We start from the raw sequence: 26819 nt of genomic DNA, 5'->3' as shown, positions 1-26819 counted from the left end.
TTCGGGAATCGTCGCTGCCGTCCATGGCGAAACACCACCGTCCTTCCAGCCCCGGCCCGGCCATCCATGGCCGGGCGTTCGCGGCTGCGGGCGATGCCGACAGGGCATCGCCCAGGCGCAGTCGCTCACCCTTCGCGGACGGTGCGCTGTTCGATGCGCTTTTCCGGGTTCGGGTTGTGGACGATGCGGTCGACGTAGATGCCCGGCAGGTGCACGTGGTCGGGATCCAGCGCGCCGATCTCCACCACCTCCTCCACTTCCGCCACGCAGACCTTGCCCGCGGTGGCGCAGGCCGGATTGAAATTGCGCGCCGTCTTGCGGAACACCAGGTTGCCGGACCGGTCCGCCTTCCAGGCCTTGACCAGTGCCACGTCCGCGGTGAGCGCGGTTTCCATGACGTAATGGTGCTCGCCGAACTGCCGCGTCTCCTTGCCCTCCGCCACCACGGTGCCGTAGCCGGTGCGGGTGAAGAACGCCGGGATGCCGGCGCCGCCGGCGCGCAGGCGCTCGGCCAACGTGCCCTGCGGGTTGAATTCGAGCTCGAGTTCGCCGGCCAGGAACTGGCGTTCGAACTCCTTGTTCTCGCCCACGTACGACGAGATCATCTTCTGGATCTGGCGCGTTTCCAGCAGCAGCCCGAGGCCGAAGCCGTCGACGCCGGCGTTGTTGGAAATCACCGTCAGTTCCTTCACGCCGGAATCGCGCAGCGCGGCGATCAGCGCCTCGGGGATGCCGCACAGGCCGAACCCGCCGACGGCGAGCGTCTGGCCGTCGGCGACCACACCATCCAGCGCCGCGGCGGCATCCGGATAGAGCTTGTTCTTCGCATCCCCGCTCGACGGGGCAACGGCCTCGGCCATCGGGCGACTCCTCACGCGGAAAGAGGCACAGTCTACCGTTTGGCGGCCGCCGGGCCGACCGTACTTTCGGGCAATGGCGCGGCGCGCGCGACCGTTACACTGAGGGGATGCCACGCATCGCCCTCGCCACCGCCATCGCGGTCACCGGCCACGACGAAGACATGCCCCTGCTGCTGGCGGCCTGCGCCCGCGCCGGATTCGAGGCGCAGGCGCTGGCCTGGGATGACGCGAGCGTCGGCTGGGGCCGCTTCGACCTCGTACTGCTGCGCTCCACCTGGGACTACGCCCTGCGGCGGCCGGACTTCCTGGCCTGGTGCGCGGACGTGGAACGCACCACCACCCTGCTCAACCCGCTGCCGGTGGTGCGCTGGAACAGCGACAAGCGCTACCTGGCCGACCTCGCGGCGGACGGCTTGGCGGTGATCCCGAGTACTTTCGTCGAGCCCGACGCCGAGCCGCTGCCGGCACTGCAGGCCTTCCTGTCCACCGTGCGACACGATCACGGCTTCGTGGTGAAACCGGCGGTCGGCGCCGGCGCCCGCGACGCCCAACGCCATGCCGGGCACCAGGAGGTCGCCGCCGCCAGCCATATCGCCCGCCTGCTCGATGCCGGACGCAGCGTGCTGCTGCAGCCCTACCTGGCCACGGTCGACGAGCTGGGCGAGACGGCACTGGTCTACATCGACGGCGCGTTCAGCCATGCGATCCGCAAGGGACCGCTGCTGACCGAAGGCGGCACCGGGGAAGCGCTTCCGGCCGTCGAGAGCATCGGCCCGCGCCAGGCGGCAGCGGACGAGCGTTCCCTGGCCGACGCCGTGCTGACCACCGTGCGACGCCGCTTCGGACTCGACCGGCCCCTGCCCTATGCCCGCATCGACCTGATCCGCGACGACGGCCACCCGCACCTGCTGGAACTGGAGCTGACGGAGCCGTCGCTGTTCCTGTCCCGCTCGCCCGGCGCCGCCGACCGTCTGGTCGCCGCGCTGGCGGCCCGCCTGCCGGCAGATACGCTAATCGGGCAGTAGCGTCCTCACCAGTCTCTCGGCCAGGATGGCGGCGTCCTCCGCGACCGTGTCGAGGACATGCTCCGGCCGTTCCGGGCGCTCGTAAGGCGAATCGATGCCGGTGAAGTTCCGGATCTGGCCGGCCCGCGCCTTGGCGTAGAGGCCCTTGGCGTCGCGCTGCTCGGCGACCTGCAGCGGCGTGTCCACGAACACTTCCTGGAATTCGCCCTCGTCGAACATCTCCCGCGCCATGCGCCGCTCGGCGCGGAACGGCGAGATGAAGCTGACCAGCACGATCAGGCCCGCATCCACCATCAGCTTCGCGACCTCGGCGACGCGGCGAATGTTCTCGACCCGGTCCTCGTCGGTGAAGCCGAGGTCCTTGTTGAGTCCGTGGCGCACGTTGTCGCCGTCGAGGATGTAGGTGTGATGACCCATCGCCAGCAGGCGCTTCTCCACCAGATTGGCGATGGTGGACTTGCCCGAGCCGGACAGCCCGGTGAACCACAGGCACCTGGGCTGCTGGTGCTTGATGCGGGCACGCGCACTCTTGTCCACGTCGATATGCTGCCAGTGGATGTTGCCGGCGCGGCGCAGGGCGAAGTCGAGCGTGCCGGCGCCGACGGTGCCATTGGTCTGGCGGTCGATCAGGATGAAGGCACCCAGCTCGCGGCTGTCGGCATAGGTCTCGAACGCGATCGGCTGGTCGAGGTAGAGGTTGCAGTAGGCGATCTCGTTGAGCTCCAGGTGCTTGGCGGCCAGCTGGTCCTGGGTGTTGGCGTCGATCTTGTGCTTGATCTCGGTGACCTGGGCGCCGACGGTACGGGTGCCGATCTTCAACCAGTACGGGCGGCCGGGCAGCAGCGGCTGCTCGTCCATCCACAGCAGGTGAACGGCGAACTGGTCGGCGACCTCCGGCGGACTGGAGGCGGCGGCGATGACATCGCCGCGGCTGGCGTCGATCTCGTCGCTCAGCGTCAGGGTGACGGCCTGGCCGGGGAAGGCCCGCTGCAGGTCGCCGTCGGCGGTGACGATGCGGGCCACGCGGGAGCGCTGCCCCGACGGTAGCACCGCGATTTCCTCGCCGACCGAGACCGGCCCGGATGCGACGGTGCCGGCAAAGCCGCGGAAGTCCTGGTCGGGCCGACATACCCATTGCACCGGCAGGCGGAATGCCCCGGTGCCGGACTCACGGCCGGCATCCACGCTTTCCAGGTGCTCCAGCAGGGTCTCGCCCTGGTACCAGGGGGTCGCAGCCGAGCGCTCCAGCATGTTGTCGCCCTTCAGCGCCGACAGCGGAATGCAGGTGACGTTGGGGATGCCGAGCTGACCGGCCAGTGCGCGGTAGCCGGTGACGATGTCGTCGAACACCTCTGGATCGTAATCCACCAGATCCATCTTGTTGACCGCGAGTATCACGTGGCGGATGCCCAGCAGCGAGACGATGTAGCTGTGCCGGCGGGTCTGGGTCAGCAGGCCCTTGCGGGCGTCGACCAGCACGATGGCGAGGTCGGCGGTGGAGGCGCCGGTGGCCATGTTGCGGGTGTACTGCTCGTGGCCGGGGCAGTCGGCAACGATGAACTTCCGCTTGTCGGTGCCGAAGAAGCGGTAGGCGACGTCGATGGTGATGCCCTGTTCGCGCTCGGCGGCCAGGCCGTCGACCAGCAGGGCGAAGTCGATCTCGTCGCCCCGGGTACCGTGGCGCCGGCTGTCGGCCTCGAGCGCGGCCAGCTGGTCGTCCAGCAGCAGCTTCGTGTCGTGCAGCAGGCGGCCGATCAGCGTGCTCTTGCCGTCGTCGACGCTGCCGCAGGTAATGAAGCGCAGCAGGCTCTTGGTCTCATGCCGCTGCAAGTAGGCGGCAACCGCCGACCGGGCCCTCGCAGCCTGTTCGGCGTTACCGCTCATCAGAAGTAGCCCTCCTGCTTCTTCTTCTCCATCGAAGCGCCCGGATCCTGGTCGATCACCCGTCCCTGGCGTTCGGAGGTGGTGGCGACCAGCATCTCGGCGATGACTTCCTCCAGCGTCTCGGCCCCGGACTCGATCGCTCCGGTCAACGGATAGCAGCCCAGGGTGCGAAAGCGGACCTTCTTCATCGCGGGAATCTCGCCTTTCCGCAGCGGCAGACGCTCGTCATCGACCAGGATCAGGGCGCCGTCGCGAGCAACCACCGGGCGCTCGGCGGCGAAATACAGCGAGGGCACCGGGATGCCCTCGCGAAAGATGTAGAGCCAGACGTCCAGCTCGGTCCAGTTGGAAATCGGAAACACCCGCACCGATTCGCCCTTGTGGATGCGGGTGTTGTAGAGACTCCACAGTTCGGGACGCTGGCGCTTCGGGTCCCAGCGGTGCCGGGCGTTGCGGAACGAGAAGATCCGCTCCTTGGCGCGCGACTTCTCCTCGTCGCGCCGGGCACCGCCGATCGCGGCGTCGAAGCCCCACTTGTCCAGCGCCTGCTTCAGGGCCTGGGTCTTCATCACGTCGGTATGCACGGTGGCGCCATGGCTGATCGGGCCGATGCCCTGCGCGAGACCGTCCGGATTGGTCCAGGTTCGCAGTTCGACGCCGGTTTCGCGGGCACGGCGATCGCGGAAGGCGATCATTTCGCGGAACTTCCAGCCGGTGTCCACATGCAGCAGCGGGATCGGCGGCTTCGCCGGGTGGAATGCCTTGACCAGCAGATGCAGCAGGACCGAGCTGTCCTTGCCGACCGAGTACAGCATCACCGGATTGCGGAACTCCGCGGCCACCTCGCGGAGGATCTGGATGCTCTCCGCTTCGAGGCGGTCGAGATGGGAAAGACTGGAGGGATCGGTCATGCGATGGCGGGTACGATTCGTGGACTGGAGCATAGTGGCCACACCGTGCCAGGCGGACAGGGCGACGGTACGTGCGTCCAGTGTCCCCGATCGGCAGCGGATCCGGGCGCGACATTCCGTTATGAGCACATGCCTGTTCAGCCTATAGCAAATGCCGCCTGGCCGGGACCCGCGGCGCAGCCCCATCTCCCGGTCCGGATTGCTCCGCCCATGCCGACCTCTTCGTTCGCCGCCGCCGGCGGGGCGGTCGCCCGGTTTCCGGGCCTCTCGTGTGTCCGGCAAGCCGGCCCCTCCGCCCGTCGCACGGAGGAAACGACGTCTGCCACCGCGCAAGAGTGTGCGCCGCCGCTGCCTGCCGGTTAAAATCGGCGTTCGATCTCGCCCGTGCAGTCGCCAAGGCCGGGCCCTACCAAGGAACCCCTCGCACGATGAAGATCCTCGTCGGCTACAAGCGCGTGGTGGACTACAACGTCCGCATCCAGGTCAAGCCGGACGGCTCCGGCGTGGTCACCGACGGCGTCAAGCTGTCGCCCAACCCGTTCGACGACATCGCCCTGGAGGAAGCCCTGCGCCTGCGCGACAGCGGCGTCGCCACCGAGGTGGTGGTGGCCACGATCGCCCCGGCCGACGCCCAGGCGCACCTGCGCAACGGCCTGGCGATGGGCGCCAACCGCGCCCTGCACGTGGTCAGCGACGGGCCCGTGCAGCCGCTGACGGCCGCACGCACCTTCCTCAAGCTGATCGAGAAGGAACAGCCGGACCTGGTGATCCTCGGCAAGCAGGCGATCGACGACGACGCCAACCAGACCGGGCAGATGCTGGCCACGCTGTGGGGGCGCCCGCAGGCGACCTTTGCCAGCAAGCTGGTCATCGCCGACGGCAAGGCCACGGTCACCCGCGAGGTGGACGCCGGCCTGGAGACGCTGGAAGTCGACCTGCCGGCCGTGGTCACCACCGACCTGCGCCTGAACGAGCCGCGCTTCATCAAGCTGCCCGACATCATGAAGGCCAAGAGCAAGCCGCTGGAGACGATCGCCTTCGCCGATCTGGGCGTGGAGCCGGGCGACTTCCTCGAGACCACCGGCTATGCTCCGCCGCCCAAGCGCAGCAAGGGCGTGATGGTGAAGGACGCCGCGGAACTGGTCGCGAAGCTGAAGGAAAAAGGCCTGCTTTAGCCGTTCATCTTCGTAGGAGCGCACCATGCGCGCGATGGCCGTACCGGGAAAGCCTCGTCACGCGCATGGCGCGCTCCTACAGGACTTCAAAGGAAATTCCGCATGTCCAACGTTCTGATCGTCGCCGAACATCTCGCAGGCAAGCTCAACGGCTCGACCGCCAAATGCGTCTCCGCCGCCCAGGCGCTGAAACCCGAGGCCATCGACATCCTGGTGCTGGCCGCCGATCCCGCTGCCGTCGCCGCCGATGCCGCGAAGATCGCCGGCGTGCGCAAGGTGCTGACCGTCGCCAACGACGCCAACGCCCATCCCGTCGCGCAGGTGCTCGGGCCGCAGGTGGCGAAACTGGCCGAGGGCTACAGCCACGTCTTCGGTCCGTCCACCACCTTCGGCAAGGACCTGATGCCGGCGGTCGCCGCCCTGCTCGGCACCGCGCAGGTGTCGGACCTGATGACGGTCGAGTCGAGCCATGTGTTCACCCGACCGATCTATGCCGGCAACGCCATCGTCACCGTCCAGGCCACGGCCGACCGCCCCGTAGTCGCGACCGTGCGCACCGCCTCCTGGCCGGAAGCCGCTCGCGACGGCGGCGCCGACATCGAGGCCGTCACCGTCGAAGCCGAACTGCCCACCCACACCCGCTTCGTCGACCTGGCGGCCGGCAAGTCCGACCGCCCCGACCTGCAGAGCGCCAAGCGCGTGGTTTCCGGCGGCCGCGGCGTCGGCTCGGAGGAGAACTTCAAGATCATCTTCGACTTCGCCGACAAGATCGGCGCGGCGGTCGGCGCCTCCCGCGCCGCTGTCGACGCCGGCTACGTGCCCAACGAGCTGCAGGTCGGCCAGACCGGCAAGATCATCGCCCCCGATCTGTACATCGCCATCGGCATCTCCGGCGCCATCCAGCATCTGACCGGCATCAAGGACGCCGGCACCATCGTCGCGATCAACAAGGATCCGGACTCGGCGATCTTCGAGATCGCGGATATCGGACTGGTCGGCGACCTGTTCAAGGTGTTGCCGGAACTGGAAGCGGCGCTTTGACCCGCTGCTGTCGAGCCAGGGAGAAGCCGCGCTTGCGCAGCGGCGGCCCCTGGTTCCATCGATTCCACTGATGAGCGTGCAATGAGCAACAAGAAGAAGGTCATGGTGGTGTTCGGCACGCGCCCTGAAGCCATCAAGATGGCGCCGCTGGTGCATGCGCTGCAGGCCCACCCCACCCTTGAGCCCCAAGTGGTGGTGACGGCCCAGCACCGACAGATGCTGGACCAGGTGCTCGAGATTTTCGGTATCACGCCTGCCGCGGACCTTGACCTCATGCAGCCGGGCCAGACATTGCCCGACATCACCGCACGCATCATCCAGAAGATGACCCCGGTGCTCGCGGAACTGCAGCCCGACATGGTCCTGGTGCATGGAGATACATCAACCACCTTGTCCACGGCGCTGGCAGCGTTCTACGCACGCATCCCGATCGGGCACGTCGAAGCCGGCCTGCGTACCGGCAATATGCAGGCTCCATGGCCCGAGGAAATGAACCGCCGCCTGACCGCACCGCTCACCACGGTCCACTTCGCACCCACCCATCGCTCGCAGGACAACCTGCTGCGGGAGGGTATCGCGGCGGAGGCCATCCATGTCACCGGAAATACCGTCATCGATGCCCTGCTCCAGATGGACCAGCGCCTGAAATCGGATGGAGATCTGCGAGCTTCCATGCAAGCGCGCTTCCCGTTCCTCGATCCCGACAAGCGGCTCTTGCTGGTGACCGGCCATCGCCGCGAGAATTTCGGCGAGGGGTTCGAGCGCATCTGCAAGGCGCTGGCACGGATCTCGGAGCGCGGCGATCTTCAGGTCGTCTATCCCGTACATCTCAATCCAAATGTCCAGACACCTGTCCGGAAGTACCTGTCCGGCGCCGGCAACGTACATCTGATCGAGCCGCAGGACTATCTTCCCTTCGTCTACCTCATGCAACAGTCCCACGTGATCGTCACCGACTCGGGGGGCGTACAGGAGGAAGCACCGGCACTCGGAAAGCCCGTCCTGGTAATGCGCAAGACTACGGAACGCCCCGAGGCAGTCGAAGCGGGTACCGTACGCCTGGTCGGCACGGATATCGAGCTCATATGCTCTGAAATCAACGCGCTCGTCGACGACGGCGACGCGTACAGTAGGATGTCCAAGGCACACAACCCCTACGGCGACGGCCGGGCATCGGGACGCATTGCCGGCATCATCGCCGGCATGCTCCGATAATTGCGAAATCCTCCTTGCAGCGGTGGCACATGACCAGGAACGAAGACGCCGAGTTCGACCGCTATGCAAAGGATTATCGCGATCTGCATGCGGAAAGCGTCCGCATCAGCGGAGAAGCTCCCGACTATTTTGCTCGCTACAAGGTGCGGGAAGTTGCCAGATTGAGCGCATTCGCGCGCGTTGACAATGCCGAGCCGGAAATACTCGACTTCGGGTGTGGCGTCGGCGGCACGACCCCCCATTTTTCCGAGCTTTTTCCAGGCGCACGGCTCCATGGCGCCGATGTGTCGGAAGAGAGCCTCGCCCTGGCGAAGGACCGGCATGCCGACATCGCGAAATTCACATGTTTCGACGGTGATCGGCTGCCGTACCCGGATGCGAGCTTCGACATCGTATTCACCTCATGCGTCTTCCACCATATCGAGCCGGATCATTGGCCGGCATCGATGCGGGATATCCTGCGGGTACTTCGGCCTGGCGGCGAGTTCTTTTTCTTCGAGCACAACCCATGGAATCCACTCACGCGAAAGGTCGTTCGGGAATGCCCGTTTGACGAGCATGCGGTACTTCTAAGCGCCCGGCGGGCCACCACCCTGATCCGGGACGCGGGGTTCAGCCGCACCCGCACTCGGTACACCATGTTCTTTCCCCGATCGCTTGCGGCCCTGCGCCCGACAGAGAGGTTCCTTGGCGCGTTGCCGATAGGCGCCCAATATTTCATCCAGGCCCACGGCTAGATGCAATTGAAGCTGATCCAGTTCGCCCTGGTGGGCGTGCTCAATACTGCAGTGGGCCTAAGCATCATCGTAGGCTCCATAGCAGCTGGACTTCATCCGTTGGTCGCGAATGCCGCGGGCTACCTAGTCGGATTCTGCGTCAGCTTCGTTGCGAACTCCCGATTCACCTTTCGGAAGGATCCACGCAGCATCCGGCGGCTGCTCCGGTACCTGCTAGCGTTCCTGGTGTCCTATGCCGGCAACCTCCTGGCGGTTCTAGCCTTGGATAGCGCGTTTCCCGAATATACGATGCTGACGCATGTAGCGGGCATCGTCCCCTACACCATTGTCTTCTTCATACTTGCCGATAGGTTTGTCTTCAATGACGACCCCGCACCTGCGAATCAGGCACCGCATGAATAAATTCTTGATACAGGCGGAGTTGGTCGAATGTTGGGGAACAGATAAATGATCGTCGGCACCGGCTTACTGGCGCGCAGCTTCATGTCCCGCTTCGCCACACGAAGCGATACCCTCATATTCGCGTCCGGCGTCTCGAATTCCCATGAAACATCCCGACTGCAGTTCGATCGGGAGTTCGAGATGCTGGCGGCAATGCGGCGCGATCACACAGGGCGCCTTGTCTACTTTGGAAGCTGCAGCGTCACAGACGACGACCGCCGGCACACTCCGTACGCCCGCCATAAGCTCGCCATGGAGGAGTTCGTCGTTTCCGACGAGGGCGGCCTGGTCGTCCGCCTGCCCCAGGTCGTCGGCCGCACCGAGAACCCACACACCCTTACGAACTTCCTCCATGACAGGATCGAGAGCGGGGAGTCGTTCAGCATCTGGGCCAACGCGGAACGCAACTTGATCGATGTCGATGACGTAGCCGCCATCACTGAGGTAATCATCGCCGGAATGGAACCTTCCGAGAGCCGCGTCGTCACGATTGCTTCGGAGCGTTCGATCTCCATGCCTGCGCTCATGACGACATTCGAAAGAGTACTGGGAAAAAAGGCAAACTACAGTCTCGAGGAGAAGGGGGGGCGGCTGCATATCGATGCCCGCTTTGCCCAACAGATAGCCCGTCAGCTTGGGATTGACCTGGGCGAAGGCTACGTCGAAAGGCTACTTCGGAAATATTATGGCCGACCAAACTGAAATCCAGCTCTCGATCGTCATCCCGGTGTACGGCAGCGCAAGGATCCTACCGGCACTGATCGCAGGCTTGGAGCGCGAGCTGACCGGAGACTACAACCCGGAGTCGTTCGAAGTCGTCCTTGTACATGACGATGGCCCGGACGAAAGCTGGCCGGTCATCCGAAACCTGGCCGCTTCCCGACCATGGCTACGGGGCATTGATCTGAGCCGGAATGCCGGGCAGCACAATGCAATCATGGCTGGCTTGCGATATGCCCGCGGCAGCATTCTCGTCACCATGGACGATGACCTGCAGCACGACCCGAAGGACATTCCGCGACTGGTTGAATCTTTGCAATCCGGCGCGGACGTTTGCTACATGCAATTCGTGTCCCGCAGGCATGCGGCGTGGAAGCGCTTGGGGAGCTGGTTCAACGACCTCGTTGCCAGATGGCTGCTGCGCAAGCCGCCTGGCCTGTATCTGTCACCGTTCCGGGCGTTCCGCAGCCATGTGAAGGAGGAGATGCTGCGTTACGAGGGACCGTTCGTCTATCTCGACGGCCTGATACTGCAGAGCACGACGCGCATCTCCACGATCTCGGGAGAGCACCATGCCAGGCAAGACGGGAGATCCGGCTACAGCCTCCGGAAGTCGATCTCGCTGTGGTTGCAGATGGCGACCAGCTTTTCCGTTGCCCCCCTCCGGCTTGCGTCGATGGCGGGTATTGCATTTTCGCTGCTCGGCTTCTTCTTTGCGGTCGTTCTTGTCGCGCAAAGAATCATGAACCCGACGATAGCAGTGGGCTGGACTTCGTTGATCGTCGCTATCCTGATCATGGGGGGCATTCAGCTCATAGCGCTGGGCGTGATCGGCGAGTACGTCGGCCGGGTCCTGCTGAACGTCGGAAACCGGCCGCAGTTCGTCGCGCGCGAGTACCTGAACATCGATCCTTCCGTCCGATATCACGCCGATCCAAAAAGCGTTCCGTGACCGCCTCTTGTCACAACCGGTACCTTCCCGCGCCCAAGGGCGTGGTCCCGAGAACCTGACAACTACGTGTACCCATGACCCAGCGACCAGTGACTAGATTTTCCGCGGCCTTTGCGCTGCTCCCGCAATCAGTACAAGCCGCCGGGCTCTTGTTGCTGGCTGCTTTCGTTGGTGCGGCGATCCGTCTTCCGGCTGCACAGTTGCTTGGCGACCCGGAAGCTGTCGCGCCGAGCGCGCCCGTGCGAGCCCTCCTGATCGCACTCGTACTCGCGACGCTGGCTTCCGCCATCTATTTGGCCAGGCGACGCTCTCCGCTTCCGATATTGCCGTTTTTCGCTTTCGCGGCGGCGGCGGCAATTCTCGTCAAGGCATTATTGATCGTCACAGTGGAGCCAAGGTGGGCCGGCGACTTCCTGCGGTACTGGGAAAGCACCAAGGCGATGGTTGAAAACGGTGCCGTCAATGCCGGCACGTCGATCTACAAGCAACGCGCATCCGTGGTTCTCTATCCGGTCTACAAGATCTTTGGCGATGCTCCGATCGCGCTGAAGATCGTGAACGCATTCGGCTGGCTGCTCACTGCACTGCTCGCATACGACATGTTGCGAATCTCTCGCAATCACCAGGCGGCACAGGCGTTCACGGTCCTGTTCCTGCTATGTCCCATGCCCGCATTCGATGCGCTGTTTCCGAGCCATGACCTTTGGGGAACCCTGATCCTCACCATGGCGCTTTGGTCGATGACTCGCGCAAGTTATTCGGCGCCCCGCAGGGCCATGGCTTGGCCCAGAGTCATTGCCTACGCACTTGTCTGTGGATTCTCCGTCGTGCTCCTCGAGATCCAGCGGGGGGCGGCGTCCATGTTGCCCTTGGCGATGCTGATCACCGCAGCACTGCTCATGCTCGCTCGCTCGACATCGGACCGCCAGACCAGCGATTGGCAGTTCCGGAAACCCGCGCCGCTCGTCGTCGCCATCACTGCCCTGCTGCTGTTCGCGCCTCTCATCTTCGCAGCAGAACAGGCTGGATTCATGAAATCCAACACGGTCGACCGCGTACGTGCGGCGCCGCTCATGCAGATGGCGGCGCACGGCGGCGTCTTCGGCAATGCGCGAAGTGCCACCTGGGTGCGGTTCGACGAACGCTTCACCGAGAAGCGCGAACAGGGATCGGCAGCAGTGGTCGATTTCGCGCAGTCCATCGTATTGACCAGTTGGGCGGACCCGGAAGGAAGCAAGCTCAGGCTCATCCGCGCAGTGTCTCCACGACTGTTCCAGCTCGGCTACCCAAGCGACTGGGACGTATCCCTCAGATCGCCTGCCGGGATGTCTCCCGAAACCAGGAGCGTACTGGTCGGCTACACCAACGCGTTCGGTTTCATCCTCGCTGTGACGATCACGCTTTCCCTCCTCGTGGCCGCCCTATCGGGCCGGACACCGCCACTTCCAGTCCTGCTGGCCCTGGTGTTCACATTGCTTCTCGCCACATCCTTGCTCGGCTTCTTCGAGAACAAGCCACCGAACCTGTACTCGGGGTGGCTGGCGTATCTCATGCTGATCTCGTGGCTGGCGTCTACGGTGCCGTCCAAACCGGGCATCGCAAGCAAGCGTGGCGTGATCACGTCGGTTGTCGGCGTGGCCCTCCTGTGCGGCACCTACATGACAGCGAGGGCTGCACTTGACGCATTCTACGACGCCGAGGACGGGCGCATCATCACGAACTGGGAGGTCGAAAGGCGCCCCGTCGATGGGCGGCAAGGGCCCGGACACTCACCCCATCCATGGCCGCTCGCGTTCAACACCGAGTACTACGCCAAGGGATCGATCAAGGACTGGATCCGGGAGGACGCCGGGGGCGACTCCAAGCGCCTGGCCAAGTACGCTTCGAATTTCTTCACGATCATGGAACACCCCCTGCCAATGGAGCGGGGTGACCGTATCGTGATGTCGAAACAGGTCTGCACTGATTCGCGGCGGACTTCGTTGGAGTTCTTCCTTTTTGCGCTATACCAGCGCCAGGACCGCCCCGACTCGTTCGTGCTGGAGGTCTCCAGCGACGGCGAAGTGCATCGAAGGATAGGCATACCGTTGAAGGAAAGAAATTTTCGTCTCATCACCGTCGACGGGATCTTCAGTCAGCCTGGCTGCCGCATGGTCGAACTATCCCTGAAGTCGAACGTGAAGAGTACGCGTGACTCCTGGAGACGAGCCTCTCACGTAGAGATATGGAACCCCCGGCTGATCGACAGCTCCGCAACCCATTGAGTTTCGCGAATGAAAAGAATCAGGATCGAGATCAACGCCAGCCGGCGGGGCATTCGCTTCGACGTCCCCGGTACCCGCATGTTCAAGAGTGGCGGGTTCGATCTGCAATACTCGTTCGACACCAGCACGAGCGACCGCGGGCTGTTGTCCATGGGCCTTGGCCTGCTCGCCCCGATCATTGATCGCAACGTCCCCGGCGAGATCGAGATCGTGCTGCCGCAGCCGATGCCCGAGGCGGACGTGCTCGCATGGCGGCGGTACCACATGCTGCCATCGCGCATCCATGTCCGCACCGCAACGACGCAGCACAAGCCGTTGGCCCGCAGCAGCGAACCGTCTGGCAACAGCCCGATCGGGCTCCTGTACGGAGGCGGGAAAGATAGCGTTGCGGCGCTGGTACTGGCGGAGCAACTCTATCCAAACCGCCCCAGGGATCTCCTGCGGATGCACTGGAGCGCCAAGTCTCCCGAGCGTCACAGGGAGGCGTTCGAAAGCCATGTCCTGCCGACGCTGGGGAAGCGCACTTCGTTCGAGTACTTCTCCGTCAGTTCGACGATGCACGCCGAGGTGATCGATCGTGCCGATGCGGCGTCCATCCATCTCGCACGCTATCTTTGCAGCTTCATTCCCTATATCGAGGCGCGACACCCCCACTTCCTCTGCCATGGGTACGATGCACTTGAATTCCATGGCTCGGCGTACCGGCGCGCGCATCCGCAGGTGCTGCGCTACATCGACAGCGTCTATCGGGATCTCGGCGTTCCGACCACCATTCGTTCGCTCTGCTTTGCACTTCCCCCGAAGCTGGGTTTTGGAATGATCGCAAAGCTGCGCCCCGACCTCGTTCCTGCGATCTACATGTGTGAATCACTGGACGCACGATGGTGCTACAAATGCCGCAAGTGCTTCACCTACGGGATCCTCTGCCTGGCCTACGCCGTTGAAGCTGAGGGTTTCGACCTGCAGCGGATGTTCAACCCAGCCGGCTCGTACATGACCAGGATTGCCGCGCAGCTGGAGCGCACCGACAGCTCATACACTCCCTTGGAGCTTGCCGACCTCCTGGCGTACCCGGCGCATTTCCAGGCCGTAAGTGGCTGGGGTGAAGACGTGGTGCGGGGAGCCAGGGTGCTCAAGCTCCCGACGGAGGCGACCTCGTTGCTCGAACGTACGTTCCTGGCAATCCGGAGTCACTCCCGGCTGCACATGGATGAACTCTGGATACAAGCCGCGGCCTATGAGGGAGGGACCGATTTTGCACGTGGGCTTCGCACCATCGGCGAACGCCATGACCTCGGGCTGCTCGACCTGCCCGCAGTTGGCGGAACGGTGAAAGGCAAGAACGTGCGCTATCTGATGTTCGACATCGAATGAGATGTGGGAACAGCGGAAGCTCCCTGCCTCATGCCACGGAAGACGTCGGCCAAGGGAATGCCTCCCGCCACGATTTCGCGACCCACGTCCCAGGAGCCAGTCATGCTCAGGTGCCCGGCGTCGAAGTAGATCGGCGCACTGGCCAGGTAAGGGGAGCACGCTCCCTTCGGGCAAATGATGTCCGACACATCCATGTACTCCACGTGTGAGTACCGGTTGGCCAACTCCTTCAGGCGTTCGTTGATCCGGGGAACGACACCGCCCCCGCTGGCAGCTTCACACTCCAGCGCCGGCTTCGAGATCCTCGCGATCTCACAGTTCTGGTTGAACGAGGCAAACCTGGGGACCTGGCCGAGAAGGACAACTGTTGCGCCATTACGCCCCAGTTCCCGCAACGTGGCGTTCAGATCTTTTTCGAAACCTTCGGTCCTTGAGTGAGATGTCCACTGGGCGCCCAGGAGAACGTAGGGGTACTTCCGAGTCTGCTTGCGTATCTGCGCTCGATAGCGGGAGCAGCCTTGACGGTCCGTCGGCTTTCCGTATTTGTCCCCTCCACCGAATAACGGCGGACAAGACGACACGCTGAGATTGCGGAACGCAAAGCCTTCCGACTCCGCAATAGCCCCCAGCACTCCAATATAGTGAGCCGCATTAGAATCCCCAACCAGCAGGGCGCGAACCGCATTACGCTCGACTGCACCAGCCTCGCCAATCACGCACTTCCTGTGCGTTACCAACTTCGGATCGTAAGTAGATCGCTGACAGTTGTAGTCATAGGCGAACGCCGCCTGCATCCGTTCAGTCAACGCGAGCAGCTGTGCCTCATGTCGGGCAACGATTCTGGACTCTTGCACATCCGACACCTTCACCAACCCGAATGCGACGCCGCCGATCACAAGCACGAATGCGGCGTACGAAGCCAGCGCATGACTTCTCAGCACTCGTGAGGGACGTCCTTGGCGGAACGGGACTTCAATCCATCTGTAGCTGGCGTACGAAGCCAGCAGCATCCCCAGGACGGCAACCAGTTCCATCTGCAGACTGAGGGTGGTCACCGTGTACCGCATCAAGGCCAGGATTGGCCAGTGCCACAGGTACAGCGAGTAAGAGATAAGGCCAATGAATACGACTGGCTTCCAGCGCAGAAAGCGGCTGAAAGAAGGCGTGCCGCCGATTCCTGCATAGATCAGGAGCGCCGTGCCAACAGTCGGGTACAGGGCATTGAACCCCGGAAAGATGGACTCGCTGTCCAGCCCAAACAGGCCCCATGCGATCAGGATCAAGCCAAAGAGTGCGGAGACCTCGGCGGCGAACCTTCCATGCTTGTTGTCATCACCAGCCGGGACTCCACGCAAGGCGAGCAGCCCGCCCACCAACAACTCGCCGGCGCGTGCAGGCAACATGTAGTAGGCGAACGAGGAGTCTGACGTGGCCGCATGCTGCCCAACCAGAAATGAGCCCACGGCTGCCAAGGTTACGCACCACAGCAACGCCGTTCGCCAACCGATCCACCTCCCGAGCAGCAGCAAGACCAATGGCCAGATGACGTAGAACTGTTCCTCGACACCGAGCGACCAGAGGTGAAGGAGAGGAACCTGATTGCTTGCCGTCGCGAAGTATCCGGTGTCCAGGTGCAACCAGAAGTAGACATTCGGCAACGCAAGGGCGCTCCAGCCGGCGGACACTGCGAGACCACGCATATCGTCCGGCAGCAGGACCATACTGCCAGCCAGCAGCGTCGCGATGGTGACAGCAAAGTAGGCCGGAGCAATTCGCAACAGTCGTCTACGATAGAATTCCGCGATTGAGAACCTGCCCGCCCGGATGTCGCGCGCAAGAATCGTGGTGATCAGATAGCCGGAGATGACGAAGAATATATCGACGCCGGTGAAGCCACCTGGCACAAGCGATTCATCTATGTGGTATGCCACCACACTGAGCACGGCCACTGCACGCAGTCCGTCGATGTCCGCCCTGTACGCCGCCGGATCCCGTATAAACGTCTTCACGTGTTCCCCTCAACTGCCTGTTCGTGCGAGCCGGAGCCTGCTTCTTCCGGCTGAGATAATGCCCGAATCGCCCCGCGTTTCGTAGCAACGCTCGCCCAGATCGCGCAGGTCGTCGGTGACCTTGCGATAGCCGTAGACCGTGCCGCTCTCCAGGCAAGCCTCCTTGACCAGCCCCAACAGGCACCGGTCTTCCCCGCGTGCTGTGCGGCTGACGCCGCCACGCATAGAGCCCGCTGCACTGCCACTCGTCAGTCCAGTGTCGTGACGGCCACTATCGTCGACAGCTTCTTGTTCGGGTCGCGGGTCGCGCGGACGAAGCCCTGCACCTGCAAATTTCCAGCATCAGTATTGCCATCCAGCTCGAACTCCACGCTGCGCTGCTTGGAGTACCAACGCGTGGCTTGGCGTTCATGGTTCGCCTTCAAATAAAAAGCGTACTCGACATCGTTCCCCAAGGCAGAAGCGTCGGCCAGCGAAGCGTATGCCTTCACAAGCGAGCCCACGCGCCAGGCCTGCACCTTCAGCGGGCGCCGGGGCGCCTGCCGCGGGGGTTCCGCCCCTCCCGCAACCAACGTTGCGATTTCTCCAACGCTGATGATGTGGGCGGCGATTTTGGCATCCGCGGTGAATCGTTTACCGCTCACGATCTTGGACGCAGCCTTGGTCGCAGCGTTAGCCGGAAACAAGCCCGTACCCTGGGCGGCTTCCGCCTTGTCGAGAAGGTCATTGAGCAGGATATCCCGAAAACTTTCTTGTTTTGAGGCCGAGGTCGAATCTTCCCATGTCGGGGCGGGACCGCAGAAAACGTCAAAATCGCGCAGAAAAGGAGCAATCTCTGGACGGCCCCTGCGGAATGGCGACTGTGCAAAGCGCTCATCCTTGAACGCCTTGTCGTGAGTGTCGAACGGCAGCGTGGCCAGCTCTGGACATGCCAACAGCAGCAGATCCAGCGCTAGTTGTGAGTCGGTCATCGCTTCTCTGGACAGGTGGCGGGTGGCATGTATCAGGTCCGGCGAAGCCAGAGGCGTGACCAGAAGGGAATTGAGGTTGCGGAACGCGCTGCGTCCAAAGTGAAAGCGCGACCGGAAGTGGCGGTAGTGGATCATCATCGAATCGGGCGCATCAGTATCCTGCCCCAGTTCAGCGAATGCCTTTGCCATCTTATCGGCGTAGGCGGCCGCGAGGGCCTGGCCCGGGTACTGACGATTGATGTTCTTTACTAAGGTCGCGGCGGTCGCGCCGTAATAGTCTCGATAGCACTCGCCGCATGCGCCGTGAAAATGCACGGCGTGCTGCGGCACCTGGCCTCTGGCGGCGTATACAGGGTAGTAGACTCCCAGATTCCCGAGCTTCCACATTTCATAGGCCGTTTCAGCGGTGGTGCCGGCAAGACGAACCTGCTTGTTTCGCACCTGGAATCCGAGCACCTCGCCGAGTGCCGATGCCACCTTGTAGTCTTCTTCGTACCGGCGATTGGAAAGGAAGTTCAACTCCGACAACTCGATGCCAGAAGCTGCGAGCAGGGCGAGAACCAGCCTGGAGTCCTGTCCCCCGGTGATATCGAAGCATGCTCTATCGCCAAAGTGCCGGACGATGGCCGCTGAGCGTGACGCCGAACGGGCTACGAACCGGATCAATGTCTCGACGTATTCGTCACGGCCAACGAACCCCTCATTGGAGAGGTCTCCGCAAGGCAGGACTTCAGGTCGGACGGCGGGACGGTCAAGCTGGATGCGCAGGTAGCGATCAGCGGGCAGAACCCTGATTTCTTGTATCCCCGTATCGTTCGATAGCAGTTGCTGCGCCATGGAGTGAGTGATGAGAGGAAGGCGCAACGTGGCATAGTCAGCAGTCAGCCGGACTCCCTGCTGGACGAGATGACGGGCAAGGGCCAGAAAGGAATTTGAAACGGCCCAGGCATCACCCTGGTGAAAGTAATAGAGGATGTCCTGCCCGAGCGCATCCACCCTAGCTTCAAGCCGGTTTCCGTCAAAGCGGATCACGCTGAAGCGTCCTTCGGCGAGGTCGCGCACGTTGTGAGGCGTCTGCTGGCTGTACCGCTCGTAGCCCCAGGAACCGATGATGATGGCGCTATCGGTATAGCAGATTCCGGAGAATTGGTTGCGCCGTGAGGCGGTAGTCCAAGAGGACGCAAGGATGAATCCGCTGGTATCGTCTGGCAAATACATCTGGACGTGCTCTTCTGTGATGTGCGACAGGGTAGGAGATGGCATGCGAGGAAGACCGGATGCATTTCCGGGATTCAAGCATCTTGTCGTACTCGGCCAGGCCATGCAAAATCAGGCCGGCCCAGATGCTACGACTTTAACTTGCTGGAATTTCAGTTCGAGCACCGCACAGCAGCGCAGTTTGAGGCAGCAAAAACAGAGGAGTCGATGAAAACATGCGTCCAGCAGCGACAGGCGGTGATGCTTCGGCTCTACCCACCTTATTTCAGCTCATTCCACATCGACCGACACCGGCTTGGCAGCAGCACCGGCCTCGCAATAGCTGTACTGATCCACGGCAAGGCCGATCTGGCCATCCCCTGGACTCTCGACCCACGCCACGAGATCCCCCATAGTTCGTATGCCGAGCGACGAACGGCTGACAATGGAAGCCCGCACAGGCAGCAATGCTCCCGCACGGTATTGCGGCGCGCCCCTTACCAGTTCCAACCTCTTTTCGGCAAGTGAAAACCTGGTCGATTTCCCGATAACGGAGCTTTCCGCATAAGAGGTTGCCAGCATCAAGTCGAGCAAGTAACAGGGACCGTAGTAGTCGCGCGGATCGTAGAGGGCAACCCATTCATTCTCGACCCGGCGTTCAGAAAACCCGGGATCACCGTTTTCTGGCAGAACAATAGGGATACCGTCGATCTCACATTCTGCATTCACCCATGCAGCAGACGCGACCAGCACGAGAGAACGTTCCTCCCACCGCTGCGCGTTGAACATGGCCACCACCGCACTGGCCTCTTCTCGCGAGGACACCCGGGCAGCCACGCATACAGAAGGCCTCGCCACAGGAACGCTGCCGATCATAGCGCCGGAAATTTCGGACAATCTAATGGATGCGACATGGCGAGACAACACTTCACGTAGCCCACGCAGCCTGAATCGGCATCGCGCGTCATCGTTGTCGCGCAAGGACTTCAGCCTTTCACCCGGGTCGTGGTCTCGACCAGCCATAAGGATACAGTCGCCGAAGACTCGGTCGGCTGCCACACTGAAATTACTGACGGTGATCGTATTGCTCGCCAATAGTTCGTATACCCTGCGCGCCAGCATGGTCGGTGAATCCTTCACCGTATTCACCGTAATCGCGAAGTCTCCCGACTTGTATACCTTTCCGACCTGCCGATAAGGCACTCCCTCCCGAACCATGGGTCGATACTCGGCCGGATACATGAACGACGGATCGCCGCGACCGGTATTGCGGTCATAGATTTCAACAGGGACCACTTTCTTCACCAGCCGCACAAGTTCCTCGAAATCCCTCGCGCGCTCCGGATACTGCGCATACCACGACCCGGCAAATGACGCAATCTGCCTACGCTCGCAGTTCTCCAGTGGATTGTGCATCGCCGGCTGACATGCGAACCCGAGCACCTCAATACGATTATGACCGAGAACATCCCTGTACCGCGGGACACAACGCTGATCGGTGGTGAAAACATGATCGAACAGTCTCGCGGCATCGATGAAATGATCGAAGTGGGAAGGATCTTCCTTGTTCCAGAAGGCCGTTTGGATGCCCCGCCTGCGGCAGCAGCCTACAAGGTGGGCCAGCGCCCCGGATGCGGGATGGATCCGGTCACGCCAATCATCCTCCCGGCCGCGCCATGCCGACTCAACGAGCAAAAGATGCGGCCGAAGCGCGTCCAGAATCGGCTCGAAGCCCTCAGCCGGAAGATTGACGATCTCGCACTCCGGCGAAAAGCACTCGTAGGTAAACTCATCGAGCACCGCAGCGACACGAAGCCCATGGATGGAGTCCGGCGGTAATTCCGGGCTCCGAAGCGGCGCGTCTGCTGCAGCCTGCACCAATACTTCGGGTGGCAGTCGAGTCGACGGCGGCCCATCGTCTTGCGACGCTCGTGTCCGCAGGTGCTTTCGAACCTCCCAGAGCGCACTCGGCAACCTGAGCAATGCTCGCGGCGAATGCGCTGCTGCGGCCAGCGCCAACCCGAGGCGGACACCACCTGAGTTCCGCAGTAGCTGTAACTCGGCGCGTGCCAATGCTTCCGCACGTTCGGCGTCCAGCTTCCCGAAGAAAAAGCACGAGACCCGATCTCGCTCGAGAATCAATTCTTCCAGCAGGCCGGAATCACGCTCCTGGCCAGGAGATGTCTGCTTCTGCATCATTCAGTCTTCCCTGCACCACTCCCATCAGAGGCGAGACGCCGCCACGGCCTCCATGGCGGGCGACGCACTCGCATCTTCAGAGCTTCCAGTATCAAAGCGCCCGAGTACGCCTTCGATGGAATCAACAACCTTGCGCCACGACCTTTCCTCGATGACCCATTTGCGCCCCTGTTTACCCAGTCGCTGGCGCAACGCGGGATCGACGATCAAACGTTCCAGCACTTCGGCCAAGCTGCCCAAACTACCCTTTTCGAACACGAGTCCTGTCTGCCCGTCCGAAATCATTTCCGTCAGGGCTCGGACACTGGACACGACAACAGCCTTTTCCATTGCCAGGGCCTCCAACGGCTTCATCGGCGACACCATCTCGCAAACCGGCCATGGCTTCCGGGGAAACGGGCAGATGTCGAGCAAGGAATAGTAGGACTCCACCAGCTCATGGGGAATCCGCCCTGGCATGATGAGCTTGTCCTCGATCCCGCCTTCCCGCGCAATGCGCAGCACTTCCTCGGTGATCGGTCCGCGCTCCTGCCCCGACGCATTCTCGCTTCCAACGAGAACCAGTCGGAAATCATGTCCCCGCTCGTGCAGTTTGACGCAAGCCTCTACAAGATGCTCCAGCCCTTCGTAGATCACGAAGGTACCGATGTAGCCGATGACCGGAACCGACTCCGGCAAGCCAAGCTGCCGCGCAAGCTCGAGATCCTTCGCGATTGGCTGGAAACGCTCCGCATCGACTGAATTGGGCAGAAGGGTGATGCGCGCCGGGTCCACGCCCCGCGCAATCAACTCTTCTCTCATTGGTTCGGTCAATGTGAATACATGATCCGCCTCGCGTGCGACCGTACCTTCGATATGACGCTGGACATCGAAAGAGACGCTCTTCGCGAACTCTTGGTCACGCGACATCCGCGTGATTTCCCAAAGGCCCCTGACCTCATAGAAGAACGGGACACCCAACTTCCTGGCGGCCACCAGGGCAGGCAGAGCGGTCAGGTAATTGGATGCGCCTTGCACGTACCGCGGCTTCACGCGGCGCAACTCTGCCTCGAGCCGTTCTGTTGCGTCAAGTATGTAGCGATACTCGGCGACCCCTGCCCTGCTTGGCGACACTATGCGCTGGTACTGCACACCGTCGATAGTGTCCACGATCGGGATATCGACCGGCGCCAACTCCGGCTTGATGTCCAGTGGAAATCCGGGCCTGGTAACGCAGACAACCTGGTGCCCACGTTCCGCCAGTCCAACCGCAACGCCATGCGAACGGGTTGCATAGCCACCGGACGAGTACGGAAGGCTGTTGTGGAGGACATAGACGAATCGATCACCTTCAGCTGGAGACCACCGCTCCGGGCGAGGTGGAATTGCCTCCAGCACTGCAATCTTGTACGAGGAGGTAGTCTTGAACTGGTCGATGAAGCCTTCGGCTATCTTGTTGCCGCTTCTCGCTGCATCATGCAGTTCCTTCAACGTATCGCTGGCAGCCTGCATCTGCCGGCAACGCAAAGTCACGTGGAGGAATCCACGCAACATCCCGACCGAGCGCTTGAGCTCGACCGCACGCGAGGCGATTTCGAACTCCAGATCGCGCCGCCCTTCAGCGCCGCAGGCCTGAGCTGCGATCAGGTATGCAAAAGCCAGCCCAGATTCCTCGGCATCGGGGAGACGGGACTGGATAGAGCGCATTACCATCTCCGCGCCACCATGCATCGACTGCCTGGCCTGGTGACGAAGCGCCTCCTTTTCCCAGTCCGTCAGGCCTGTCCGCACTTTCTTCTGCACCTGCACCGTACGGGTACGCCGGCCACGAAACAAACGGGCGAGCGTCATCGGGAGCTTGATGAGCGATCCTGGAGACCGGATCGACATCACCAGGGCGAATCCCAGACGGAACGAGGTGCTTTCGCGCAGCTCGCTCACTTGCCGCTCGGACTCCGCCAACGCTTCGCGCGTATCCTGCAGCTCCTGCTCGATCGTTCGTACCTTGCCGGAGAGCCTGCGCATTTCCTCGGAAGCCGCGAGTTCCGTCGTAGCCAGGATTGAATGCTCATCGACTGTCATCGGCTTCGAGTCCCGAACAAAAACGGACTCGACAAACCCGTCGGACACAGCGAGCCGCTCGACGGAAAACTCAGGAAGCGCCTGGACGAGCATGCCGGGAAATACCGGCTCGGCCGTCCGGCTACCACGACCATCGAACGCGACGACGGCAATCAGGATGGACTGGGGGCTCATCGCCGAAGACAGTAGTGGCAGAAGGCTCTCCAGTTCGAAACGATAGCCGTCGAGAACGACTGCCGCATCGTAGCCATTCTCTGCGAGAGCCTCGCGCAACGTGTTCGAGTCGAGGCCTCGCAACACGTGTGCGACCCCAGATCCTTCCGCAGCGAGCTCCTCGGACAGCGCATCAAAGCCATCGGGCTGCGCATCGAGCAGAGTAATCCCACAACCTTCGCGCACCAGCAACACCGCAAGTGAAGCAAGTTTCGCTCCGATCAGAAGAACCCTGTTCCGTCCTCTGACCTGATCTCGAATCGAGAGAAACCGCTGCCAGACATCAGCGGCAGGCAAACGTACCGACGCGGGCGACTCAATGCGCCGAACACCAGAATCTGTGCTCGAGACGGCGGGTGTTGACATCTGCGGGTCAGGCATCTGCATACTCCAGGCTAGTCAGAGGTCAACACCAGAATCCAACCGGGTCGACCACGATGGCGCCTTCGGGACGGGGACAGGCGAGGAACGCGCTATGAGGCACCAGCACCACGACGATCTGCGCCTTGTCCACGGCGGCATCGATATCTGCAAATGACAAACCCCGGGCCTCCGCTTCCTCCGCAGGCAACACATGGGAATATGGGTCTACACAAAGGACACGCCCTGGATATCTAGCCGATAGGACCGTTGCAATCTCGAGCGAAGGGCTCTCGCGGAAGTCGTCCACATCGGCCTTGTAGCTGAGCCCCAGGCAGGCAATGCTGGCGTCTGGGTTTCGCCTGAGCGCCGACTCGACCTGGGCAACGATGAACTCCGGCTTGCTGTCGTTGACCTCCCGTGCAGCGCGGATGATTCTGGCACGATCGGGTGCACTGGAGACAATGAACCACGGATCCACAGCAATGCAGTGCCCCCCGACACCCGCGCCGGGTTGCAGAATCGACACACGCGGGTGCCGGTTCGCAAACTCGATGACCTTCCATACGTCGACCCCCAGATCATCACAGATCATCGAAAGCTCATTCGCAAACGCGATGTTGACATCGCGAAACGCGTTTTCGGTCAACTTGACCATCTCCGCGATCCTGTCCGTCGAGGCGTGGCAGATGCCGCGAACGAACGTCTTGTAAACTTCCGCAGCTCGCTCCGCGCAGCGCGGGGTCATGCCACCGACGATGCGGTCGTTTTCCACCAGTTCCTTGAGCATCTGTCCCGGGATGATCCTCTCCGGACAGTATGCAAGGCAGATGTCGGCATCTTCACCTGCCTGCTGCGGAAAACTCAGGTCTGGCCGCGCCAGTGCCAGCAGGTCCGCAAGCATCCCGGTCGTCCCCACCGGGGAGGTCGACTCGAGAATCACAAGGTTGCCGGGCTTGAGGAGTGGCGCAATGGCACGGCCAGCAGACTGGATGTACGACACGTCCGGCAAGCGGGAGTCGTCGTGAGCAACCGGCGTCGGCACAGCGATGATGAAGACGTCGGCGGCCTGTGGAGTTGTGGTCGCACGGAGACGCCCGGCTTCGACGCAACGACCGACCAGTTCATCGAGGTTACCTTCCTCGATATGCGCCTTTCCGCTGTTGACCGCATCCACGACCCGTTGACTGATGTCAACACCTATCACGTCGACTCCTGACGATGCGAACATGGCCGCCGTCGGCAGACCAATATAGCCGAGCCCGACTACCGAGAGCGTCCCGATATTCCTGGAGCCGGATGCTGGCTTTGTGCTATCTACCATTTTCAGTTACCTGATCTAGTGTAGGGATTTCCTTCCGGAGAACCGATCAATGAGCCAAGGTTGCAGTGTTGGAGCTGCATGGCTCAACGCCCGAGAGTTTTAGTATCGTCGTACTGGACACACCTATCATCCGGAACAGATGCAGGATCATTGCCGGACCGACTCCCGGAGGTGCATGTCCTGCCTCGCATGTGCTCAGCCCCTGTTTCCAGCGTTTCTTTCTGAAACTACACGGGTCTTTTCTGCTGGCGGTGACGCGCCACCCGCGTCTTTCGGGAAAGATTGCAGGCTCGCACCGGCATCTTCCAGTGCCTCTGTCTTAGCCCTGTTGGCATTGCGGACGATGTCCGCGTAGTGAACGAGCGCGTCCTTGATCGGCCCCAGGTATGCGACCCTACCAGCTTGGAGTACGAGCCCACGATTGCACAACTTCTTGGCGAGCTCGGTGTTGTGACTCGCAACGACCACGATCTTGCTGCCCTCCACTCGGTCGACTAGGCGCTCGCGCGCCTTTCGAACGAACTGCGCGTCACCGGCACCGAACCACTCGTCCAGAAGCATGATGTCGTGCTGGGCCGAGGTCGAAATGGCAAAGCCAAGCCGCATCCGTTGACCGGAGGACAGGGTGAACAGGCGGCGATTCGCCAAGTCTCCGAGTTCGGAAAAATCGAGAATGGAGTCGATCATCGTGCGGACCTGTGCCGCTCGGATCCCCATTGCCGTCGCTCGCAGGTAGATGTTCTCGATCAGGGTGCCCTCCTGATTGAAGCCAAGACCTAGATTCAACAGCGCCTGCTTCGTGCCGCTCATTTCGACATGGCCACGGGTCGGCTGAAAGGCGCCTGTCAGCACCCGCAATAATGTAGTCTTACCCGCTCCATTGCGCCCGATCAGTGCCACCCTATCGCCTTCCTCCATCTCGAAGGAGACATCGTCCAGTAGCGTTGCAAAGTGTCGCTTCGGAACGGACGTGACGGCGCCCAGCAGGGTGCGAAGCCACGATGTGTTTCGTTGCTCCGGCTGGAGATAATATGGGACTTCGAGGCACACTCCCCGGGCCCGGATGTACGCCGTCATCGGGAATCTCCGTTCATATCCAAAGCGGCACGAAGCGCGAGTATCGGCGATACAGGACAGCAGCGAGCACCCACCCCGCCAAGGTCATGGCTGCCACGTATGTGAGACTGATCGTCTCGACGGACTCGCCGAGAATCGGCGCGCGCACGACCGTGATCAGGTGATAGGCCGGATTGCCATGCACGGCCCACCATCCGAATGTGCCCGGCGGAAAACGGTCTCCGACCCACAGGATCGGCGTCAGCAGCATGCCGAAGCGGAGCATGGTGTTGGCCGCTTCACCCGCGTCAGGATGCCGGGCGCCTATCAGCGCTATGCAGGTCGACCACCAGATCATGTTCAGAATGACCAGCGGGAAAGTGATGAGCAGCGTCAACAGGTTCGTTCCGTGCATCTGCGGCGACCACAGCAGCGCCGCCAATACGATCAGCACCGAACAAGCGAAGTAGAAGAACGCCTTCGAAAGTGACCGAAGCACGAAATCAGTCAGCCGGGTGCGCCCATCCATGATGAACGATTTGTGCCCCCGCAGAATGGAGGCGGCCTCATTGGTGCACTGGACCATGAAGCGCCAGACCACGTAACCAGTCGCCAGATATGCAATGTAGTACTCGGGATCGTGCCCCATGATCCTCGAATAGATGCTGCCGATGGCGCCGACGAATACCGCGACCGGCATGAATATCCACGCCAGTCCGAGTCGCGTGCGGCGATATTTGGTGGCGATATCGAGCCAGCTGGAGTAGGCCCAGAACTCGGGATAGCGCATGCTGTCCCGCAGGTGCGTCAAGAAGGATGCCATCGAGGGT

Annotated in this window: 20 protein-coding genes and 1 pseudogene; 10 read left to right on the top strand and 11 right to left on the bottom strand. The window is 62.1% G+C overall.

Annotation, left to right across the window (positions count from 1 at the left end; all coding sequences use genetic code 11):
* Positions 1-125: 125 nt before the first annotated feature.
* Positions 126-860 carry a CoA transferase subunit A gene (locus tag AB5T46_RS09700; RefSeq protein WP_370563702.1) on the bottom strand — a complete coding sequence of 245 codons (735 nt, stop codon included), beginning with the start codon at positions 858-860 and terminating at the stop codon, positions 126-128.
* 107 nt (positions 861-967) lie between these two features.
* Here AB5T46_RS09700 and AB5T46_RS09695 point away from each other — a divergent pair, with 107 nt between their 5' ends.
* Positions 968-1885: an ATP-grasp domain-containing protein gene (locus tag AB5T46_RS09695; RefSeq protein ID WP_370563701.1), complete on the top strand. Its 918-nt coding sequence runs from the start codon at positions 968-970 to the stop codon at positions 1883-1885.
* Here the strand turns inward: AB5T46_RS09695 and cysN are convergent.
* Positions 1871-3769 (bottom strand): sulfate adenylyltransferase subunit CysN, encoded by a 1899-nt coding sequence (cysN, locus tag AB5T46_RS09690; RefSeq protein WP_370563700.1) that lies wholly within the window; start codon positions 3767-3769, stop codon positions 1871-1873. The two genes, AB5T46_RS09695 and cysN, sit on opposite strands and share 15 nt — an antisense overlap.
* Positions 3769-4680 (bottom strand): sulfate adenylyltransferase subunit CysD, encoded by a 912-nt coding sequence (cysD, locus tag AB5T46_RS09685; RefSeq protein WP_370563699.1) that lies wholly within the window; start codon positions 4678-4680, stop codon positions 3769-3771. The genes cysN and cysD overlap by 1 nt, the downstream gene beginning before the upstream one ends.
* Before the next feature lie 428 nt (positions 4681-5108).
* Between cysD and AB5T46_RS09680 the strand changes: the two genes are divergently transcribed.
* The 9 genes from AB5T46_RS09680 (at position 5109) to AB5T46_RS09640 (ending at position 14599) form a co-directional block, all read left to right on the top strand.
* Positions 5109-5855 carry an electron transfer flavoprotein subunit beta/FixA family protein gene (locus AB5T46_RS09680; RefSeq protein ID WP_370563698.1) on the top strand — a complete coding sequence of 249 codons (747 nt, stop codon included), beginning with the start codon at positions 5109-5111 and terminating at the stop codon, positions 5853-5855.
* 102 nt (positions 5856-5957) lie between these two features.
* Positions 5958-6896 (top strand): electron transfer flavoprotein subunit alpha/FixB family protein, encoded by a 939-nt coding sequence (locus AB5T46_RS09675; RefSeq protein ID WP_370563697.1) that lies wholly within the window; start codon positions 5958-5960, stop codon positions 6894-6896.
* Between the two features lie 81 nt (positions 6897-6977).
* On the top strand, positions 6978-8111 hold the full coding sequence (gene wecB / locus AB5T46_RS09670; protein WP_370563696.1) for a non-hydrolyzing UDP-N-acetylglucosamine 2-epimerase: 1134 nt from the start codon (positions 6978-6980) through the stop codon (positions 8109-8111).
* 29 nt (positions 8112-8140) lie between these two features.
* On the top strand, positions 8141-8848 hold the full coding sequence (locus AB5T46_RS09665) for a class I SAM-dependent methyltransferase (RefSeq protein ID WP_370563695.1): 708 nt from the start codon (positions 8141-8143) through the stop codon (positions 8846-8848).
* Positions 8849-9250: a GtrA family protein gene (locus AB5T46_RS09660; protein ID WP_370563694.1), complete on the top strand. Its 402-nt coding sequence runs from the start codon at positions 8849-8851 to the stop codon at positions 9248-9250. It abuts the gene before it with no gap.
* Between the two features lie 45 nt (positions 9251-9295).
* Positions 9296-9991, top strand: a complete 696-nt coding sequence (locus AB5T46_RS09655) for an NAD-dependent epimerase/dehydratase family protein (protein ID WP_370563692.1) — start codon at positions 9296-9298, stop codon at positions 9989-9991.
* A complete protein-coding gene (locus AB5T46_RS09650) occupies positions 9975-10961 on the top strand; it encodes a glycosyltransferase family 2 protein (RefSeq protein WP_370563691.1) in 987 nt (328 codons plus the stop codon). Before AB5T46_RS09655 ends, AB5T46_RS09650 begins: the two co-directional genes overlap by 17 nt.
* A gap of 74 nt (positions 10962-11035) precedes the next feature.
* Positions 11036-13225, top strand: coding sequence for an ArnT family glycosyltransferase (locus AB5T46_RS09645; RefSeq protein WP_370563690.1), 2190 nt, complete (start codon positions 11036-11038; stop codon positions 13223-13225).
* A gap of 9 nt (positions 13226-13234) precedes the next feature.
* Positions 13235-14599 (top strand): hypothetical protein, encoded by a 1365-nt coding sequence (locus AB5T46_RS09640; protein WP_370563689.1) that lies wholly within the window; start codon positions 13235-13237, stop codon positions 14597-14599.
* Here AB5T46_RS09640 and AB5T46_RS09635 read toward each other — a convergent pair.
* From AB5T46_RS09635 to AB5T46_RS09600, 8 genes and pseudogenes are all read right to left on the bottom strand, one after another.
* Positions 14575-16608 (bottom strand): acyltransferase family protein, encoded by a 2034-nt coding sequence (locus AB5T46_RS09635; protein WP_370563688.1) that lies wholly within the window; start codon positions 16606-16608, stop codon positions 14575-14577. The genes AB5T46_RS09640 and AB5T46_RS09635 overlap by 25 nt on opposite strands.
* A 72-nt stretch (positions 16609-16680) precedes the next feature.
* Positions 16681-16843: pseudogene (locus AB5T46_RS09630) on the bottom strand (IS3 family transposase); the annotation flags it as partial.
* A gap of 13 nt (positions 16844-16856) precedes the next feature.
* Complete coding sequence (locus tag AB5T46_RS09625; RefSeq protein WP_370563687.1) at positions 16857-18797, bottom strand: hypothetical protein; 1941 nt, start codon at positions 18795-18797, stop codon at positions 16857-16859.
* 270 nt (positions 18798-19067) lie between these two features.
* Positions 19068-20975 carry a CgeB family protein gene (locus AB5T46_RS09620; RefSeq protein ID WP_370563686.1) on the bottom strand — a complete coding sequence of 636 codons (1908 nt, stop codon included), beginning with the start codon at positions 20973-20975 and terminating at the stop codon, positions 19068-19070.
* A gap of 24 nt (positions 20976-20999) precedes the next feature.
* Complete coding sequence (locus AB5T46_RS09615) at positions 21000-23630, bottom strand: glycosyltransferase family 4 protein (RefSeq protein ID WP_370563685.1); 2631 nt, start codon at positions 23628-23630, stop codon at positions 21000-21002.
* 25 nt (positions 23631-23655) lie between these two features.
* Positions 23656-24933: a UDP-N-acetyl-D-mannosamine dehydrogenase gene (gene wecC, locus AB5T46_RS09610; RefSeq protein WP_370563683.1), complete on the bottom strand. Its 1278-nt coding sequence runs from the start codon at positions 24931-24933 to the stop codon at positions 23656-23658.
* Positions 24934-25128: 195 nt separating this feature from the next.
* On the bottom strand, positions 25129-26010 hold the full coding sequence (locus AB5T46_RS09605) for an ABC transporter ATP-binding protein (RefSeq protein WP_370563682.1): 882 nt from the start codon (positions 26008-26010) through the stop codon (positions 25129-25131).
* A gap of 13 nt (positions 26011-26023) precedes the next feature.
* A complete protein-coding gene (locus AB5T46_RS09600) occupies positions 26024-26812 on the bottom strand; it encodes an ABC transporter permease (RefSeq protein ID WP_370563680.1) in 789 nt (262 codons plus the stop codon).
* Between the last annotated feature and the right edge of the window lie 7 nt (positions 26813-26819).

This window comes from Luteimonas salinilitoris, from assembly GCF_041300785.1.
Taxonomy (GTDB): domain Bacteria; phylum Pseudomonadota; class Gammaproteobacteria; order Xanthomonadales; family Xanthomonadaceae; genus Luteimonas; species Luteimonas salinilitoris.
The sequence above is the reverse complement of the archived record's forward strand: the minus strand, read 5'-3'. Positions and strand labels throughout refer to the sequence as shown.